The following is a 17,805-nucleotide window of genomic DNA, read 5'->3' on the forward strand; positions in this document are numbered from 1 at the left end:
GTACGGCTCAACCAAGGTGAGCGCGGGATTGTTTCCCCGGAGCGTTCGCTCTGAGCGAGCGCTACCCCGCCCGAACCACCGCGAGGCGCCCCTCGACCCCGGACCCCCAGGTCCCCACCACCAGACCGGCGACCCCGGGCGGAGGCTCGACACCCCCGGCCGACAGCACCCGCACCACCTCCACGCCCGCCGACGCCCCGGGCCGCACCCGCACACCCCGAGCCTGCGCGAACCGCGAATCCCCCCGGCTGCTCGGCTCGGAAACACCCTCTTCACGCACCAGGGTCAACACCCGGTCCACCCAGACCGGGTCCGCCGGACCGTCGTAGATCCAACGCGGACCCAGCACGCTGTGCTCGGTCGTCACGATCAGGGATTCCTCCCCGACCCCCTCGGCCGGCGCGCCCCGGTAGGTCATCGGGATCTGATAGGTGGACGTCCCGTCCGACACCAGGTGCGTCTCGACGCCGACCTCACCCGCCGGGTCCTCGAACCGGAAGAACCCCACCATCGACAACGCCGGCACGCCCTCACCCCGGTACCACGGCTGCCGCGCCACCCACGGCGGCAGGAACTCGCGGAACGAAGGGGTCAACGTCGCGCCCACGTGGATCTTCGCCATGCACCCCACGTTAACCGCGCCCGTAACAGCGCCCACGGGTACTAATCCACCCGAACCGCCGTGAGCACAGTCGTCGTGTACCGCATCGTGAAGCTGCCGCCCACCGCATCCACGGCATCACCCACCCCTGCCAACACCTCGGCCAACTGCGCTGCGGAGAACCGGCCGTGATCCCCAGCCGTCGGCACGACGTCCAACCACGCGTCCCGCCCGTACTCCAGCTCCCAGTCGAACCGCCACAACTCGGGCTCGCCGAACAACCCGACCTCCCGAAGCCCGTCCGCCGACCGGTCGGTCAACACCGCGTACGCCTGGTCCACCGCACCCCACCACCGCGCGGAAGGAGCCTCGGGCGCCACCCTCCGGTACACCTCGCCGAACGCCGCCGACAAGTCCTGCGGCGGCCGACCCACGTTCCAGAACGCGGCCAACCGCCCACCCGGCCGCAACACCGAAGCGGCCTTCGCCGCCCCCGCGACCGGGTCCACCCAGTGCCACGACTGCCCGGACACCACCGCGTCGAACACCCGGTCGCCCGCGTCCCACTGCTCGAACGCCGCCACCTCGACCGCGAAACCCCGCCGCCGAGCCCACTCGGCCATCCGAGGATCGACCTCGACGCCCAACACCCGGCACCCGGCGTCCTGGAACTGCCGAGCCGCGATCCCGGTCCCGATCCCCACGTCCACCAGGGAGGTCCCCGGGCTGCCCGCCACCACGGCGTCCACCATCGCCGACGGGTACCGGGGCCGCGCCCGGTCGTACCGGTCCGGATCAGCTCCGAACGACTCCGCCGCACCCCGTTCACGATGTACCGGACGATCAGCGGGAGAAGACCCCGCAGGCATAATGGGCATGCGCCCACTAATAGTGGGCAAGCGCCCACTAGTCAACCAGGAGGACCAGGCGTGCCCACAGGAGTGGCCATCCGCGACGCCCGCGAGCAACTGTTCGACGCCGCCGAGCGCATCCTGATCACCGCCGGCCCCAGCGCCCTGACCAGCCGCGCGGTCACCACGGAGGCAGGCTGCGCGAAAGGCGTGCTGCACCGCCACTTCGCGGACTTCGACACCTTCCTGGCCGAACTCGTACGAGACCGGATCCGGCGGGTGGAACTCCAATCCCTGACCCTCCAAGACCAGGCCGGCACCAACACCGTCGTCGACAACCTGACCGCGACCCTCACGGACCTGTTCACCTCGGTCGCCGTAGCCGTCATCGCGCTGATCACCTTCCGCGACGACCTGCGCGCCACACTCCGCAAGGACCGCCCGACCGGCATCCCACTCATCACCGAGGCCGCCACCATGATCACCGCCTACCTGAAGGCGGAACAGGACCAGGGCCGCATCGCACCCGACGCCGACATCGACACCCTCGCCCCGACCCTGCTGGGCGCGGGCCACCTGCTCTACGCGGGACGAGAAGGCGCACCCCCACCACAAGCCGCCGTGCACAAGGTCGTCACCACAGTCCTAGCCAACGCCCTGACCTGACACCCGCCCCCAGCTCCCCCTCCCCCCACCCCAGCCCATGGCCCCACCACCTGGCGTCCGGACGACCGCCCGTTCAGAGGTTGTGCCCGCATTGCGGCCCGGGAACGATCACGCGGGTCGGCGACGAAGGGGAAGACATGGAACAGGCCAGCTGGGTTCCGTCCTCGGTAGACCTGGACCGCCCGAGCGCGGCCCGCATGTACGACTACTTCCTGGGCGGCTCGCACAACTTCGCGGTCGACCGCGAAGCCGCCAAGTCCGTGGAACAGATATTCCCCGGCATGGCAGGCGCTTCCCGGGCGAACCGCTCGTTCCTGCGCCGGGCGGTCCGCCACCTGCTGGCCCAGGGCATCGACCAGTTCCTGGACTTGGGCTCGGGCATCCCGACCGTGGGCAACGTGCACGAGATCGCCCAGCAGTCCGACAAGAACGCGAAGGTCGTCTACGTCGATGTCGAACCAGTCGCCGTCGCGCACAGCACGGCCATGCTGGCGAACAACCCCAACGCCATCGCGATCCAGGCCGACCTGCGCGATCCGAACTCCGTGCTGGAGAACGACACCGTCCGCGACATGCTCGACTTCACCCGCCCGATCGGCCTGCTGATGGTGGCGGTGCTGCACTTCGTGCCGGACAGCGACAACCCGGACAAGGCCGTGGCCCGCTACCTGGAAGCCCTCGCCGAAGGCAGCTACCTGGCCATCTCCCACGGCAGCCTGGAAGGCATCAACCCGAACGGCCTGGAAGACACCGAGCAGATCAAAGCCATCTACCGCCGCACGGACAGCCCCCTGACCTTCCGCTCACGCGACGAAGTAGCCGCCTTCTTCACCGGCCTGGACATCGTCCCACCCGGCGTAGTCCCCCTGTCCGAATGGCACTCGGACTCAGCCGACGCCTACATCAGCGCCTACGTAGGCGTAGCCCGCAAACCTTGACCCACCCACCCACCGCCTACCACCCACACACCCACCCACCCACCCACACCCACATTCAAAGGCCCTCCGAGTCGTGTTCTCCCCGTATGGCCTGCGCGCAGCGAACCGCGCTTTGCCAGGGTGTGCAAGCACGCCCTTCGCTTGCACACCCTGGCAAAGCGCGGTTGTCTCCCGACCAGGCCATACGGGGAGAACACGACGGCCCTTCCTCCCCCGGCGGCCTGCCCAGCGGCGAGCGCCGCTCTTAATCCCTAAACCCTTCCCCCAACCCCAGCCGCAGCGCCCTCAACCCCGACTCCCACCAACAACCTCAAACCGTCCGAGGACGCCCCGCCACCCACCCCAACCCGGTCAGCAGCACCAGCAACCCCACCAGAACCAGCATCGACACCGTCCAATCCCCGGTCGCCCCGCGCAGCACGCCGAACACGAACGGCCCCGCAGCGGAGATCAGGTACCCGATGCTCTGCGCCATCGCGGACAGCCGAGCAGTGTCCGATGTGGACGAAGTACGCAACGAGATCATGACCAGGGCCAGCGGGAACATCCCCATCCCCACGCCGATCAGCACCACCCACAACGCCGGCGCGGCAGCGGGCGCGAGCGCCAGCCCCAGCACACCGGCCACCGACAACGCCCCCAACCCGAGCACCAACCCGGACTGGCTCGCACGCCGCGCGGCCAACGGCGGCACGATCAGGCTCACCGGCACGCCCAGCACCATCGTGATCGCCAGCAGCAGCCCGGCCGTGGTCCGGTCCACCCCGGCGTCCCCGAGGATCTGCGGCAGCCACCCCATGACCGTGTACGCCAGCAGCGACTGCAACCCGAAGAACACCGTGATCACCCAGGCCAACGGGCTGCGCACCAGCGACCGCCCCTTGCCCGTGCGCACCGCCGCGGACCGGACGACCTCACCGTGCCGAGCGCCCGCCAACCACACCACCAGGGCCGCCGCCGACAGGAACGCCCACGCCCCCACCGCGAGCCGCCACGACCCGAACACCGACTCCAGCGCCGGCGTGAACGCCGCGCCCAGTGCCGCGCCCGCAGCCAACGCGGCCGTGTACACACCGGTGATCAGGCCGACCCGACCCGGGAACGAGTCCTTGACGACCACCGGGATCAGCACGTTGCAGACCGCGACGCCGGCGCACGCGATGAACGTGCCGCCCAGGACCACCGGCGGTCCGTCGATCACCCGGAGCACCAATCCCGCGGTCAGCACCGCCAGCGACAGTGCGACCGCTCGGGCCATCCCCAGCCGCCGTCCGAGCCAAGGTGCCAGGAAGGCCGCGAACCCGAAGCACAGCGTCGGTACCGCCGTAAGCACGGACGTCCACGCCGTGGACACCCCCAACGACGTCCGCACATCGCCGAGCACGGAAGCCAGACTGGTCACCGCCGGGCGCAGGTTGGCGGCGGCGAGCGCTACGCCGATCGCCAACAGGGTGCTGCCGACCAGGGCAACTTGGCGGTTCCGAACCACCGGAGGAGCAGGACTACCAGAAGGATGGACCGCGATCGTCGCGTTGGCACTGGCATCAGTGGCAATGTGAACCACCGGTGTCAGGTCTGGCTGGGTCTGCTGGATCCTCACCGGGCTACTATTACAGACATGGGATGTTCGGATGAAAGGATGACGCTGTGCCGTTGGCCACTACCCGGCGGGCCGGACTCGTCGACCAGGTGATCGACCAGATGAGGGACGCGATCGCCGGCGGCGAATGGCCGGTCGGCCAGCGCATCCCGCCGGAGCCGGAACTCGTCACCGCACTGGGCGTGGGCCGCAACACCGTGCGGGAGGCGGTGCGCGCGCTGTCCCACGCCGGTCTGCTGGAAGTCCGCCAAGGCGATGGCACGTTCGTGCGCGCCACCAGCGAACTGTCCGGCGCGGTGCGCCGACTGTGCGGCAGCGAGTTGCGCGACGTGCTCCAGGTGCGCCGCACGCTGGAGGTCGAGGGCGCACGCCTGGCCGCCGCCCACCGCACCGACGAGGAACTGCGCCGGCTGGAAGCGCTGCTCGCGGAACGCGACTCCGCCCTCGCCGACAAGGACTGGGAACGCCTGGTGGAACGCGACGCCGCGTTCCACGTGATGCTCGTGCAGTGCTCGCACAACACCCTGCTCGCCGAGCTGTACCAGGGCCTCACCGAAGCCGTCCGGGCGAGTATCACGGCGACCGTCGACACCGACCACGAGGACGACCAGGTCTCCCACGGCGGCCTCCTCGACGCCGTCCGCGACCAGGACCCCGCACGTGCCGCAGCCGAGGCAGGCGGCTTCCTGGAGGAACTGCTGGAACGCCACTCGGACCGCTGACTACACCACCACGCTCACAGCGACCCACTCAGAGCGCTCACAACCACACGCCGCCACCACGACCGCACGCCCCACCGCACACACGCCCCACAACCACACAACCGAGGGCCGCATCGCGCCCCCGCCCAGCGGTCCAGGCACGACGCAGGGCGGGGACCTCCCACGGCGGCGGAAGTACCTTGGGAGGTCCCCTGGTGTTTGGCCTGCGGAACGGCCGGGTGATCAGCCGCTCGCCACGGAAGTCGTCACACCGGCCCCCGTCGCAACAGCACGATGCCCGATCGTTACTTAGGCGGTCAAACGTTCATCCCAACAGCCGTGCAACGCAGCCAACGTCGCCACCACCGCCGGACGCCGCCCGGCCTGCGTGCGCCACATCGCGAACACCCGCCGCGTCGGCGTGGGCGTGAACGCCACCGCCCGCACGCCGGCCGGCAACGTCCCCCGCCCCAGCCGGGGCAGCAGCGCCACCCCCACCCCGCGCTCCAGCAGCGCGATCTGCGTCTCGTACTCCGCGATCCGGTACGCCAGGTCGGGTTCCATCCCGGCCATCCGGAACGTGTTCACCAGCCAGTCGTGGCAGATCGTGCCCTCGGGCTGGCAGATCCACCGCTCCCCGGCCAGGTCCTCCGGCACCACCGACCCCCGGTCCGCCAGCGGGTGCCCGGCCGGCAGCAGCACGTCGGCGAAGTCCTCGCCCAGCCGCGCTCGGGACAGCCCGTCCGGCACCGCGAGCGGCGCGTTGTCCCAGTCGTGCGTCACCGCCAGGTCCAGCTCGCCGCGCGCCACCAACTCGATCGCCGGCGGCGGGTCCAGCTCCACCAGCCGCACGTCCAGGTCCGGGTGGGCCCCGGCCAGCGCCACCAGCACCGACGGCAGCAGCCCGCGCGCGGCCGTGGCGAACGCGCCGATCCGCAGTTCGCCCACCGCCGCCCCGCGCTGCTCCTCCAACGTCACCTCGGCGTGCTCGACCAGCCGCAGCACCTGGTCGGCGGTGGCCGCGAGCAGGTGCGCCGCGTCGGTCAAGGCGATGCCGCGCCCGCGCCGTTCCAGCAGCGTGGTGCGGGTCTCCCGTTCGAGCTTGGCGATCTGCTGGGAGACCGCCGAGGGCGTGTAGCCCAGCGCGGTCGCCGCCGCGCCGACCGAGCCGTGCCGGGCCACCGCGTGCAGCGCGCGCAACCTGCCGAGATCGAGCATGCCCCGATCCTAGATGTAGCGTCGCTTAACTCAAGCCTTCAGTATCAATCGCTGGTGCTAAACGGTCCGAACGCCAAGACTCGGGGACGTGAAACCAGCCCACGCCGCGTTGGCGGTACTCACCACCGTGATCTGGGGCGTCAACTTCGTCGTGATCAAGGTGGGCCTGAACGAGTTCCCGCCGCTGCTGTTCTCGTCGCTGCGGTTCCTCGCGGCGGCCGTGCCCGCGCTGTGGCTCGTCGGCCGGCCCCGGGTGGCCTGGAAGTGGGTGGCGGCCGTCGCCGCCCTGCTCGGCGTCGCCAAGTTCGGCCTCCTCTTCCTCGGCATGGGCGCCGGGATGCCCGCCGGCCTGTCCTCCCTCGTGCTCCAGAGCCAGGTCATCTTCACCGTCGTGTTCGCGACCGTGCTGCTCAAGGAACGTCCACGGCCCGTGCAGCTGATCGGCATGGCCGTCGCCGCAGTCGGCATCGTGCTGATCGCGCTGGACTACGGCCTCACCAGCCCGCTGTCCGCCCTCCTGCTGGTCGTGCTGGGCGCGATCGCCTGGGGCCTGTCCAACGTCGCCACCCGCTACGCCAGGCCGCCGGACGCCCTGAGCTTCATCGTCTGGGTCAGCGCGTTCGCCGCACTGCCGCTGCTCGCGCTGTCCGCGATCTTCGAGGGCCCCTCGGCCATCGTCACCGCGCTGGGGAACGCGTCCTGGTCCGGCATCACCGCGCTGCTGTTCGTCGCGTGGGTGTCCACGCTGTTCGGCTTCGGCGTCTGGGGTTTCCTGCTCCGCGAGCACAACGCCAGCACCGTCGTGCCGTTCGCCCTGCTCGTCCCCGTCGCCGGCATGTTCTCCGGCTGGCTGTTCCTGGACGAGTACGTCTCGCCGCTGCGCATCGGTGCCGCCGCGCTGGTGATCGCCGGCATGGCCGCGACCACCATCCACAAACCGGCACCCCGCCCGGCCCCCGCGAAGATCCCCGCCCCGGTCCCTTAACCGCGCCCTGCCACACCACGCCACACCACGCCCCGCCACACCACGCCCCGCCCGACCACGCCCCGCCCGACCACGAACCCAAGCCCCCACGATTCCCCGCCAACCCTTCGCCCGTCCGGTGACCCCCACCGCCTTTCCACCGCACGGATCGGTGATTGACGGGTGGTCGCGGTTCCGCTGGGGTGGGTCGGTGGAGCACCGAGTGCTGTCGCCCAGGACGATCGTCGGCTGGGGCGTCGGGTTGCTGGCGCTGGCGGCCGGTTCGATCGTGCTGCTGCTGACCACGCTCGGGTCCAGCCGCACCCCAGGACGGGGTGCGGCTGGACGCCATCCGGACGGCGTCCAGCATCGTGCTCGGCGCGGGCGGCGCGGCGGCGCTGCTGCTGACGGCCCGCCGCCAGCGGTCCACCGAACTGGACCTGGCGCAGAAGGACCACGACGCCACCGAGCGGCGGGTCACCGAGCTGTACGGCAAGGCCGCCGACCAGTTGGGCAGCGACAAGGCCCCGGTCCGACTGGCCGGCCTGTACGCGCTGGAGCGGCTGGCGCAGGACAACCCGGCGCACCGGCAGACCATCGTGCACCTGGTGTGCGCCTACCTGCGGATGCCGTTCACGCCACCGCCCGACGTCCGGCTCCGCGCCGGCCCCCGGGACACCGCGCGGTTCCAGGAGCAGGAGGTGCGGCAGACCGCGCTCGGCCTGCTGGCCGGGCACCTGCGCCCGGACCGGCCGGACGTGTTCTGGTCGGACATCTCGCTGGACCTGTCGCACGCGACGCTGGTCAAGCTCACGCTGACCCACGCGCGGGTGCGCCGGGCGGCGTTCGTCGGCACCGCGTTCGTCGGCCCGGCCACGTTCCGAGGCACGGAATTCACCGCTCACGCGGACTTCCGGGAGGCGCAATTCCGCGGTCTGGCGGATTTCCGCCGAGTCGCTTTCGGCGAATCGGTGTTCCGCGGCGCGTGTTTCTCCGGCGAGGCGAATTTCGGCGTGCACACCCCCGCGTCCCTGGCCGGTGCCCGCGTCAAGCCCGCTGACCTGCGCCGGAAGTGGCCGGACGGGTGGTCGGAACGACCCGCGCAGGACGGCTGGGCAGATCTCGTGCACGAATCGTGACCGGTTATCCCCCGATCGGGCTACGTATCCCCGACCGGCCCACCGGTACTTTTCTCATGACTACTCGCGAGTGGAGGTGTGCCATGCAAGGGATCGTGGGCATGGATCTCCACCTGTCCGCTGACAAGCACACCCGGTAGCGGATTTCGGCGGGTCTCCGGTTCACCACCGGCGACGCTCCCCCCGAACTCCCACCGGGCGGCTCCCTGGCCAACCCCCTGACGGGGCGCCCCAGCGGACACCCGAGTCTCCGAACGGCCGCGTTCGCGGCCACCGGGCCCACGCCGACGAGCGGTCACCGACTTGGCGGTCGCACGGACGCTCGCCGCGTCCCCGGTGGCACGATCCGGATCCGAAGGCGACCGACCGCGGTGCACCAGCGCGACTTGGTGGTCACGCGCACCGCGACCCGACGCCGAGTGGTCACGAGATCCGCGAACCGACTCGGGCCGTCCCACGGGAGTTCCCACACCGGAACCGCGCCACGTCGGGGGGATCGGCCGCCGAGCGATCAGCCCCCAACCGATCACCCGCGCGGCAATCGGCCCCCAAGCGGTCGGCCCCCAAGCGATCAGCCGTCAGGTGATCGGCCGTCAGGTGATCGGCGGAGCACCCGCAGGCGGCACCACCGGCAACCCGGCCGGCGCGCCCTTCTCCAGCAGCGCGAACACCGCGTCCATGTCGAGGTGCTCACCGACCAGGTCGCCGAGCAGGTCGAGTTGCGCGGCCCGCTGCCCGGCGAAGTCGGTGTCCGGCGCGGGCCGGAAACCGGCCCGTCCCGCGTGCCCCGCCGCCCAGCGCAGGAACTCCCGCCGGAACGCGTCGTTCTCCAGCAGACCGTGCCAGTGCGTCCCCGCGACCCGCCCGGCCAGCACGCCTTCCGGCGTCCCGTCCGGCAACACCACCAACCCGTCACCGCTGCGCCGGACGACCTGGCCGTGGTGGATCTCGTAGCCGGCCACCGCAGCCCCCAGCGCCTCGCCGACCGGCCTGCTCAACGTCTTCTCCTCGGCGAAGCGCACGTCGACGTCGAGCATCCCCAGACCGTCGACCACACCCGCACCCGACTCCACGGCGTCCTCGATGCGCCGCCCGAGCATCTGGAACCCGCCGCACACCCCGAGCACCGGCCCGTCGTGCCGCACGATCGCCTCGGCCAACCCGGTGGCCCGCAACCACGCCAGGTCCGACACGGTCGCCTTCGAGCCCGGCAGCACGACCAGGTCCGCGTCCGCCAGCCGCGACGGCTCGGTGACGAACCGCACCGACACGCCCGGCTCGCACGCCAACGCCTCGACGTCGGTCGCGTTGGAGATCCTCGGCAACCGCACCACCGCCACCCGCAGCCACTGGTCGCCGTGCGGCGGGGCGGGCCGCCCGATCACGCCGTCGGCCGTGTAGGACAACGAGTCCTCCGCGTCCAGCCACAGCTCCTCGCGCCACGGCAGCACGCCCAGCACCGGCCGCCCGGTCAACCCGCGCAACTGCCGCAGACCAGGCTCCAGCAGTGCCGGGTCGCCCCGGAACTTGTTCACCACGAACCCCGCGACCAGCGCCTGGTCCGCCGGGTCGAGCAGGGCCAGGGTGCCGAACAGGTGCGCGAACACCCCGCCCCGGTCGATGTCGCCGACCACCAGCACCGGCAGGTCCGCCGCGCGGGCCAGGCCCATGTTGGCGATGTCGTTCGCGCGCAGGTTGATCTCGGTCGGCGAGCCGGCCCCCTCGCACACCACGGCCTCGAAGTCCCGCCGCAGTCCGTCCAAAGTGGACAGCACGGTGGTCATCAGCCCCGCCTTGCGCTCGCGGTAGGACAGCGCGGACACCTCGCCCACCGCCTTGCCGAGCACCACCACCTGCGACGTGCGGTCGCCGCCCGGCTTGAGCAGCACCGGGTTGAACCGGACGCTCGGCTCCAGCCCGCACGCCGCCGCCTGCACGGCCTGCGCCCGGCCGATCTCGCCGCCGTCCCCGGTGACCACCGAGTTGTTCGACATGTTCTGGGCCTTGAACGGGGCCACCCGCACGCCCTGCCGGGCCAGCCGGCGGCACAGACCGGCGACCAGGACGCTCTTGCCGGCGTCCGAGGTCGTCCCGGCGATCAACAACGCGCCGCTCACCGCCGCAAAACCCCCTCGTTGTCGGTCCCGGCTGACATCATCCACGTCATGGTCTCCGCCCCCACCACCACCGTCCTGGTGCACAGCCCCTACCTGGGTCCGGCGAGCCTCCGGCCGCTGGCCGGCGCGCTCGCCGCGCTGGGACACCAGGTGCTGCTGCTGGACCTGCGGGTGACCGTGAACGCGGCCCCCGTGCACCAGCGGCTGATCGGCGTGTTCGCGGACGCCGTCGAGGACTCCCTGGTCGAGGGCGACCTGGTGCTGGTCGGCCACAGCGGGGCCGGCCCGCTGCTGCCCGCGTTCGCCGACGCGCTGGAGACCCCGGTCACCGGCCTGGTGTTCCTCGACGCCGAGCTGCCCGCACCCGGCCGGAGCTGGCGCGACGACGCGCCGGCCGACCGGATGGCGCACCTCAAGTCGATCTCCCGGGACGGCCTGATGCCGCGCTGGGACCGGTGGTTCGCACCGGAGGTGCTCTCCGCGATGGTGCCGGACGTGCGGCTGCTGGAGGAGATCGTCGGCGAGGAGGCGGAGGTGCCGCTGGCGTTCCTCAAGGAGCCCCGGCCCACCGTGGCGTGGACCGGGCCGTGCGGCTACCTGCGGCTCAGCGACGCCTACCGCAAGCCGTTCGCCACGGCCCGCGAGCTGGGCTGGCCGGTGCGCGAACTGGACAGCCACCACCTGGCGGCGGCGTCCGAGCCGGACGCCGTCGCGGGCCCGCTGGCCGAGCTGGTGGCCGAACTCAGCACACGGTGAGGATCTCCGAGCCGCTCTCGGTGACCAGGATGGTGTGCTCGAACTGGGCGGTCCAGCTCTTGTCGCGGGTGGTGACGGTCCAGCCGTCCTCCCACACGTCGTGCTCGATGCCGCCGAGCGTGATCATCGGCTCGATGGTGAACGTCATGCCGGGTTCGATCAGCGTCGGGACGTGCGGCGCGTCGTAGTGCAGCACGACCAGCCCGCTGTGGAAGGTCCGCCCGATGCCGTGCCCGGTGAAGTCGCGCACCACGCCGTAGCCGAACCGGTTGGCGTAGGACTCGATGACCCGCCCCACGACGTTGAGCTGCCGGCCGGGCTTGACCGCCTTGATGGCCCGCATGGTGGCCTCGTGGGTGCGCTCGACGAGGAGCTTGACGTCCTCGGCGACGTTGCCGGCGAGGAAGGTGGCGTTCGTGTCGCCGTGCACGCCGCCGATGAACGCGGTCACGTCGATGTTGACGATGTCGCCGTCCTGGACGACCGTCGAGTCCGGGATGCCGTGGCAGATCACCTCGTTCAGCGAGGTGCAGCAGGACTTCGGGAAGCCGCGGTAGCCGAGGGTCGACGGGTACGCGCCGTGGTCGCACAGGAACTCGTGCGCGACGGCGTCGATCTCGTCGGTGGTCACCCCCGGCACGACGACCTTGCCGGCCTCCTGGAGGGCCTGGGCGGCCAACCTCCCGGCCACCCGCATCGCTTCGACGACCTCGGGGGGCTGCACCCACGGGTCGGTGTTGCGCCGGGGTTCCTTCCGGTCCACGTACTCGGGCCGCTCGATTTCGGCGGGCACCGGGCGACGTGGGGATTGTTCTCCTGGCTCCAGGACGGCACGCACGGACATAGTCGACACATTACGGCTCACCGTGACGGCCCATGCGCGGTGTGCCCGCATTGTGGTCAGGCCGACGACACCACGCGGCCCCTCGGACCGCCCCAACGCCGCGTTCACCACGTTTGCGCAGTTCAGAACCCACCCGCGCAGGACCCCGCAACACCGCCCCGCCGAGGTCGCCTCTCCGAAAGAGCCACGCGGCCACGCGGCCACGATCCGCTACCCGAGCGCGCCCAGGAACCGGGCCGAGGCGTCCACCGCCGGAGACGAGGAGTTGGTGCCCAGCAGCAGGGTCGCGAACGCGATGTCGCCCCGGTACCCGACGAACCAGCCGTGCGAGTTCGTGCCGTCGCCGAACTGGGCCGTGCCGGTCTTGCCCCGGACGTCCCCGAACGGCCGCAACTGCGGCGCGGTGCCCGTCTCGACCACCTCGCGCATCATCGCCCGCAACGGCTCCAGCACGGCCGGCGTCGGTGCCGCCGGCTGGTGGCCGGCCTTGGTCTCGCGCCCGCGCAGCACGGTCGGCGTCGGCATCGAGCCCTTGGCCGCGGTCGCCGCGACCAGCGCCATGCCGAACGGGCTGGCCAGCAGCTTGCCCTGGCCGAACCCGTCCTCCGCGCGTTCGACCACGTCCGTCGCGGGCGGCACCGAGCCGGTCACCGTGGTGATCGCCGGGATGTCGAAGTCGACGCCGAGCCCGAACCGGTCGGCCTGCTTGGTCAGCGCGTCGGCGGGCAGGCCGGCCGCGATCTGCGCGAACGTCGTGTTGCAGGAGAACGCGAACGCCGAGTGCAGCGGGATGGTGCCCTTGTCGAAGTCGTGGTCGTTGGGCACGACCCGCCGCCCGTCGATGGTCAGCCGGCCGGGGCACGGCTGCGGCGAATCGGCCGGGATGCCGCTGTCCAGCGCCGCCGCCGCGGTGACGATCTTGAACGTGGAACCCGGCGGGAAGCGCCCGGTGAGCGCGATCGCGCCCTGCTCGTCGGCCGGCTTGTTCTGCGCGACCGCCAGCACCTCCCCGCTGGACGCGGCCAGCGCCACCAGCATCGCGGGCTCCGCTATCGGCTCCAGCGCGTCCTCCGCCGCGGTCTGCACCGCCCGGCTGATGCCGGTCTGGATGGCGCGCGCGGGCTCGGCCGCGACGTCGTGCAGGTCCTCCACCTCGGCACCGGCCGCGTTCACGGTGTAGATGCGCAGCCCGGACCGGCCGGCGATCTCCTCCTCCACGGCCTTGCGCACGGCCGGCAGCAGCTGGGAGCCGAAGTCCCGGGCGGGCGCGAGCAGCGACGTCTGGGTGGTGAACCGCACGCCCGGCAGTTCGTAGATGGCGGGCTTGACCGACTGGTAGTCGGCGTCGCGCAGCGCGGCCACCTGGTAGACCTGTCCGGCGGGCACCTTCGCCACGCCGTCGGTGATGGACGCGGCGGTGATGGCGGGCTCGATCCGGCCCAGCGCGCCGGCCAGCGCGCCCGCGACCGCCGCCAGGTCACCGGCCTGCGCCGGGTCCAGCAGGATCGACACCACCTGCTCGGGGGCGAGCAGCGGCACGCCGTCGCGGTCCAGCACCGGCGCGAGCGCGGGCTTGACCTCCGTCGCGCCGATGGACTGCTGCGCGGCCAGCTTCGGGTGCACGACCGACGGGGCCCAGTGCACCTTCCAGGTGTCCTCTTCGCGCCGCAGGTCGAACTTCGTGTCGTAGGACCACACCCGGTTGTGCCCGAGGTCCCACTCCAGCTTCGCGGTGGCGTCCGCGGTGGACGACTCGCCGCCCGACCGGACCTGCTGCACGGAGGCCCGCACGGCGGCCGGCTTGAGCACGCCGCGCACCTTGTCGAGCAGTTCCTTGGCCTTGTCGGGGTCGTCGGTCAGCGCGACCGCGCCGGCCACGTCGCCGCTCGCGACCTTGCCCAGGAAGTCCCCGGCGATCTGCTCCGGCCCCGGCCGGGACGAGAAGAGGCCGCACCCACCGAGCACGAGCAGCGGGACGACGGCCAAGGCGGTCTTCCGAAGCATCACGGTGCGAGTATGCCCAACGGCTAGAACAGCACCGTCGCGTACTGCCCCACCTGGGAGAAGCCGATCTTGCGGTAGGCGGCCTTGGCGACGTCGTTGTAGCTGTTCACGTACAGTGACGCGGTCCGGCCCAGACCGCGCACCAGCCGCTCGGCGACGGCCGCCGTGCCGGTGGTGCCGATGCCCTGGCCGCGCCGGTCCGGCCGCACCCAGACGCCCTGGATCTGCCCGACCTCCGCCGACATCGCACCGATCTCGGCCTTGAACACCACCTCGCCGCCCTCGAACCGGGCGAACGCCCGCCCGCTCGCGATCAGCTCGGTCACCCGGGCCCGGTAGGACGCGCCGCCGTCGTCCGCGCACGGGTCGACGCCGACCTCCTCGACGAACATCGCGACCGCCGCCGGCAGGTAGCGCTCCAGCTCGTCCGGGCGCACCGGCCGGACCAGCGGGTCGGGCGCCACCGACGGGCTGCCGCCCAGCGCCATCAGCGGCTGGTCGCCGCGCACCTCGCGGGCCGGGCCCCAGTCCGGGGCGAGTTCCTCCCACAGGCCGAGCACCTGCTCGGCGGGGCCGACCAGGGAGGAGCACATCCGACCGCGCCGCCGGGCGCGGTCGGCGAAGCCGCGCAGGGCGGACGCGTTGCCGCCGAGCGGGATCAGGTTGGGTCCGGCGAAGCACAGCGCGTCGACCCGGCCACCGCGCAGTGAGCGGTGGTCGTAGGCCCACACCTCGCCGCCCAGCCGCCACGGGTCCAGCCCGGCCGCCTCGACCCGCGCGGCCACCATGCACGAGGCCACCGGGTCGTTCGCCAGCAGCGCGAGGACCTCGTTCAGGTCCCGCTCGTCGAGGAGCCGCGCGCCCGCCAGCCTCAGCACGGGTCAAGCCTGCCAGATGGACCGCATTCCACGCGCGTCAGCCACCCGCTCAGCTCAGCCGACGGCCCCCGGCCGGCCACTGGCGGGACCGGCCGGGGCACCCGCCCCGGCCGCCGCGCCCACCGGCCGCCGCCGGTCACCCGACGGTGACCACCGGCTGCCCGGCCACGGCGCTCTCCTCGGTCTCGCCCATCTCCTCGGCGAGCCGCATGGCCTCTTCGATCAGCGTCTCCACGATCTGGTGCTCGGGCACGGTCTTGATCACCTGGCCCTTGACGAAGATCTGGCCCTTGCCGTTGCCCGACGCGACGCCCAGGTCCGCCTCGCGCGCCTCGCCCGGCCCGTTCACCACGCAGCCCATCACGGCGACCCGCAGCGGCACCTCCATGCCCTCCAGACCGGCCGTGACCTGCTCGGCGAGGGTGTAGACGTCCACCTGCGCCCGACCGCACGACGGGCAGGACACGATCTCCAGCTTGCGCGGCCGCAGGTTGAGCGACTGGAGGATCTGGTGGCCGACCTTGACCTCCTCGACCGGCGGCGCGGACAGCGAGACCCGGATCGTGTCGCCGATGCCCTGCCGCAGCAGCGCGCCGAACGCCACCGCCGACTTGATCGTGCCCTGGAACGCCGGACCGGCCTCGGTCACGCCCAGGTGCAGCGGGTAGTCGCACTGCTCGGCCAGCAGCTCGTAGGCCCGCACCATCACCACGGGGTCGTTGTGCTTGACCGAGATCTTCAGGTCGTGGAAGTCGTGCTCGGCGAACAGCGACGCCTCCCACAGCGCCGACTCGGCCAACGCCTCCGGCGTCGCCTTGCCGTACTTGGCCATCAACCTCGGGTCCAGCGAACCCGCGTTGACGCCGATCCGGATCGGCGTGCCGCGGTCACGAGCGGCGGCCGCGATCTCGCGCACCTTGTCGTCGAACTTCTTGATGTTGCCCGGGTTCACCCGGACCGCCGCGCACCCGGCCTCGATCGCCGCGAACACGTACTTCGGCTGGAAGTGGATGTCCGCGATCACCGGGATCTGGGACTTCCTCGCGATCGCCGCCAACGCGTCCGCGTCGTCCTGGGACGGACAGGCCACCCGCACGATGTCGCACCCGGCCGCGGTCAGCTCCGCGATCTGCTGCAACGTCGCGTTGACGTCCGCCGTCACGGTCGTGGTCATCGACTGCACCGACACCGGGAACTCGCTGCCCACGCCGACCGACCCGACCATCAACTGGCGGGTCTTGCGCCGTTCGGACAACACGGGAGGCGGCAATGCCGGAATCCCGAGCATCACGCCGTCACTCATGAACAAACACCTCTCACTGTCGCGAGGATCACTGGAGCCGGATGGGGTTCACGATGTCCGCGGTCACCGTCAGCAGCGTCACCGCGCCACCGACGAAGATCACGAAGTAGGTCAGCGGCAGCAGCCGCAGGTAGTTGACCGGCGCACCGGCGGGCATCCCGCGCAGCTTCCGGATCCAGTTTCGCACCCGTTCGTACAGGTTGACGGCGATGTGACCACCGTCAAGCGGGAGCAGGGGCAGGAGGTTGAACACACCGACGAAGAAGTTCAGCCCGGCCAGCATCAGCCAGAAGAACGGCCACAGCCCCTGCTCGACGGCCTCGCCACCCAGCCGGGACGCGCCGACCACGCTGACCGGCGACTCCAGGTCGCGCTCGCCGCCGCCGATGGCCTTGATCACCGCCGGGATCTTCTCCGGGAACTTCAGCAGCCCGTGCCAGGTGTTGACGAACATGTCGCCGGTGTACGAAACAGCCGCCCCGACGCCGGTCGCCGCGTTGTACTCGAAGTTGCGCTGCTGCACGACGCCGATCGCGCCGATCTCGCGGGTGTACTTCGAGCCGTCGGCCCGCTGGTACTGCCGGTCCACCCGGGCGACGTCGGTCGAGAGGGTCAGCGTCCGGTCGCCGCGCTTGACGGTGAAGTCGGTGGTCCCGAACCGGTCGCGGGTCGACTTGAGCACGTCGGTCCAGGTGGGCGTGGCCACCCCGGCGACCGCGACGATCTCGTCGCCGGGCTGGAACCCGGCCCGGCCGGCCGGCGACGTGTCACCGGGCGCGCAGTCCGTCTTGCTCACGCTCTGCACGCACGGCGCGACCTCCTGGATGACCGCCGTGTTGCGCAGGTTGGGCATCCCGAGGAAGACCGCCATCAGGTACAGGATGATGAATCCGAGGATGAAGTGCGTGATGGAGCCGGCGCTGAGCACCACGACGCGCTTCCACGTCTTCTGCTTGTAGAAGGCGCGGTCCTGGTCCTCGGGGCGCACCTCCTCCAGCGCGGTCATGCCGGTGATCTCGCAGAAGCCGCCGGCCGGGATCGCCTTGAGCCCGTACTCGGTCTCCCCGCGCCGGAACGACCAGATCTTCGGCCCGAACCCGATGAAGTACCGGGTCACCTTCATGCCGAACATCTTCGCGGTGGCCAGGTGGCCCAGTTCGTGCAGCGCGATCGAGATCCCGATCAAGAGGGCGAAGAGCAGAATGCCCAAAAAGAAGACCACGGT

General features: G+C 71.4%; 16 protein-coding genes. 6 read left to right on the forward strand and 10 right to left on the reverse strand.

Annotated features, from left to right (window positions below; all coding sequences use genetic code 11):
• Positions 1 to 61: 61 nt before the first annotated feature.
• Both AC0HI0_RS26815 and AC0HI0_RS26820 read right to left on the reverse strand, forming a co-directional pair.
• Positions 62 to 622, reverse strand: a complete 561-nt coding sequence (locus AC0HI0_RS26815; protein ID WP_480926271.1) for a maltokinase N-terminal cap-like domain-containing protein — start codon at positions 620 to 622, stop codon at positions 62 to 64.
• 41 nt (positions 623 to 663) lie between these two features.
• Positions 664 to 1,470 carry a class I SAM-dependent methyltransferase gene (locus AC0HI0_RS26820; RefSeq protein ID WP_480934399.1) on the reverse strand — a complete coding sequence of 269 codons (807 nt, stop codon included), beginning with the start codon at positions 1,468 to 1,470 and terminating at the stop codon, positions 664 to 666.
• A gap of 60 nt (positions 1,471 to 1,530) precedes the next feature.
• Between AC0HI0_RS26820 and AC0HI0_RS26825 the strand changes: the two genes are divergently transcribed.
• The gene (locus AC0HI0_RS26825) at positions 1,531 to 2,118 is read left to right on the forward strand and encodes a TetR/AcrR family transcriptional regulator (protein WP_480926272.1); all 588 of its coding nucleotides are present in this window, start codon (positions 1,531 to 1,533) and stop codon (positions 2,116 to 2,118) included.
• A gap of 137 nt (positions 2,119 to 2,255) precedes the next feature.
• The gene (locus tag AC0HI0_RS26830) at positions 2,256 to 3,056 is read left to right on the forward strand and encodes an SAM-dependent methyltransferase (protein ID WP_480926273.1); all 801 of its coding nucleotides are present in this window, start codon (positions 2,256 to 2,258) and stop codon (positions 3,054 to 3,056) included.
• A gap of 310 nt (positions 3,057 to 3,366) precedes the next feature.
• Here AC0HI0_RS26830 and AC0HI0_RS26835 read toward each other — a convergent pair whose 3' ends face one another.
• Complete coding sequence (locus AC0HI0_RS26835) at positions 3,367 to 4,620, reverse strand: CynX/NimT family MFS transporter (protein WP_480934400.1); 1,254 nt, start codon at positions 4,618 to 4,620, stop codon at positions 3,367 to 3,369.
• Positions 4,621 to 4,703: 83 nt separating this feature from the next.
• On the opposite strand from AC0HI0_RS26835, the gene AC0HI0_RS26840 reads away from it, so the two are divergent.
• A complete protein-coding gene (locus tag AC0HI0_RS26840; RefSeq protein WP_480926274.1) occupies positions 4,704 to 5,378 on the forward strand; it encodes a FadR/GntR family transcriptional regulator in 675 nt (224 codons plus the stop codon).
• 288 nt (positions 5,379 to 5,666) lie between these two features.
• On the opposite strand, the gene AC0HI0_RS26845 is transcribed toward AC0HI0_RS26840, so the two are convergent.
• On the reverse strand, positions 5,667 to 6,575 hold the full coding sequence (locus AC0HI0_RS26845) for a LysR family transcriptional regulator (protein ID WP_480926275.1): 909 nt from the start codon (positions 6,573 to 6,575) through the stop codon (positions 5,667 to 5,669).
• Between the two features lie 88 nt (positions 6,576 to 6,663).
• Here AC0HI0_RS26845 and AC0HI0_RS26850 point away from each other — a divergent pair, with 88 nt between their 5' ends.
• Both AC0HI0_RS26850 and AC0HI0_RS26855 read left to right on the forward strand, forming a co-directional pair.
• Positions 6,664 to 7,560: an EamA family transporter gene (locus AC0HI0_RS26850; protein ID WP_480926276.1), complete on the forward strand. Its 897-nt coding sequence runs from the start codon at positions 6,664 to 6,666 to the stop codon at positions 7,558 to 7,560.
• Positions 7,561 to 7,874: 314 nt separating this feature from the next.
• Positions 7,875 to 8,678 (forward strand): pentapeptide repeat-containing protein, encoded by an 804-nt coding sequence (locus AC0HI0_RS26855; RefSeq protein ID WP_480926277.1) that lies wholly within the window; start codon positions 7,875 to 7,877, stop codon positions 8,676 to 8,678.
• A 593-nt stretch (positions 8,679 to 9,271) separates the two neighbouring features.
• Here AC0HI0_RS26855 and AC0HI0_RS26860 read toward each other — a convergent pair.
• Complete coding sequence (locus tag AC0HI0_RS26860) at positions 9,272 to 10,795, reverse strand: cobyric acid synthase (RefSeq protein ID WP_480926278.1); 1,524 nt, start codon at positions 10,793 to 10,795, stop codon at positions 9,272 to 9,274.
• Positions 10,796 to 10,843: 48 nt separating this feature from the next.
• Here AC0HI0_RS26860 and AC0HI0_RS26865 point away from each other — a divergent pair, with 48 nt between their 5' ends.
• Positions 10,844 to 11,551: an alpha/beta hydrolase family protein gene (locus tag AC0HI0_RS26865; protein WP_480926279.1), complete on the forward strand. Its 708-nt coding sequence runs from the start codon at positions 10,844 to 10,846 to the stop codon at positions 11,549 to 11,551.
• Here the strand turns inward: AC0HI0_RS26865 and map are convergent.
• The 5 genes from map to AC0HI0_RS26890 form a co-directional block, all read right to left on the reverse strand.
• Complete coding sequence (gene map / locus AC0HI0_RS26870) at positions 11,538 to 12,395, reverse strand: type I methionyl aminopeptidase (protein ID WP_480926280.1); 858 nt, start codon at positions 12,393 to 12,395, stop codon at positions 11,538 to 11,540. The two genes, AC0HI0_RS26865 and map, sit on opposite strands and share 14 nt — an antisense overlap.
• Before the next feature lie 210 nt (positions 12,396 to 12,605).
• Entirely contained in the window at positions 12,606 to 14,399 is a 1,794-nt protein-coding gene (locus AC0HI0_RS26875; protein WP_480934401.1) for a penicillin-binding transpeptidase domain-containing protein, read from the reverse strand.
• A 23-nt stretch (positions 14,400 to 14,422) separates the two neighbouring features.
• On the reverse strand, positions 14,423 to 15,277 hold the full coding sequence (locus AC0HI0_RS26880; RefSeq protein WP_480926281.1) for a GNAT family N-acetyltransferase: 855 nt from the start codon (positions 15,275 to 15,277) through the stop codon (positions 14,423 to 14,425).
• A 136-nt stretch (positions 15,278 to 15,413) separates the two neighbouring features.
• The gene (ispG, locus tag AC0HI0_RS26885) at positions 15,414 to 16,580 is read right to left on the reverse strand and encodes a flavodoxin-dependent (E)-4-hydroxy-3-methylbut-2-enyl-diphosphate synthase (RefSeq protein WP_480926282.1); all 1,167 of its coding nucleotides are present in this window, start codon (positions 16,578 to 16,580) and stop codon (positions 15,414 to 15,416) included.
• A gap of 28 nt (positions 16,581 to 16,608) precedes the next feature.
• Entirely contained in the window at positions 16,609 to 17,802 is a 1,194-nt protein-coding gene (locus tag AC0HI0_RS26890; protein WP_480926283.1) for a M50 family metallopeptidase, read from the reverse strand.
• Positions 17,803 to 17,805 lie beyond the last annotated feature (3 nt).

It is taken from the genome of Saccharothrix sp. NBAS 001 (assembly GCF_056640475.1).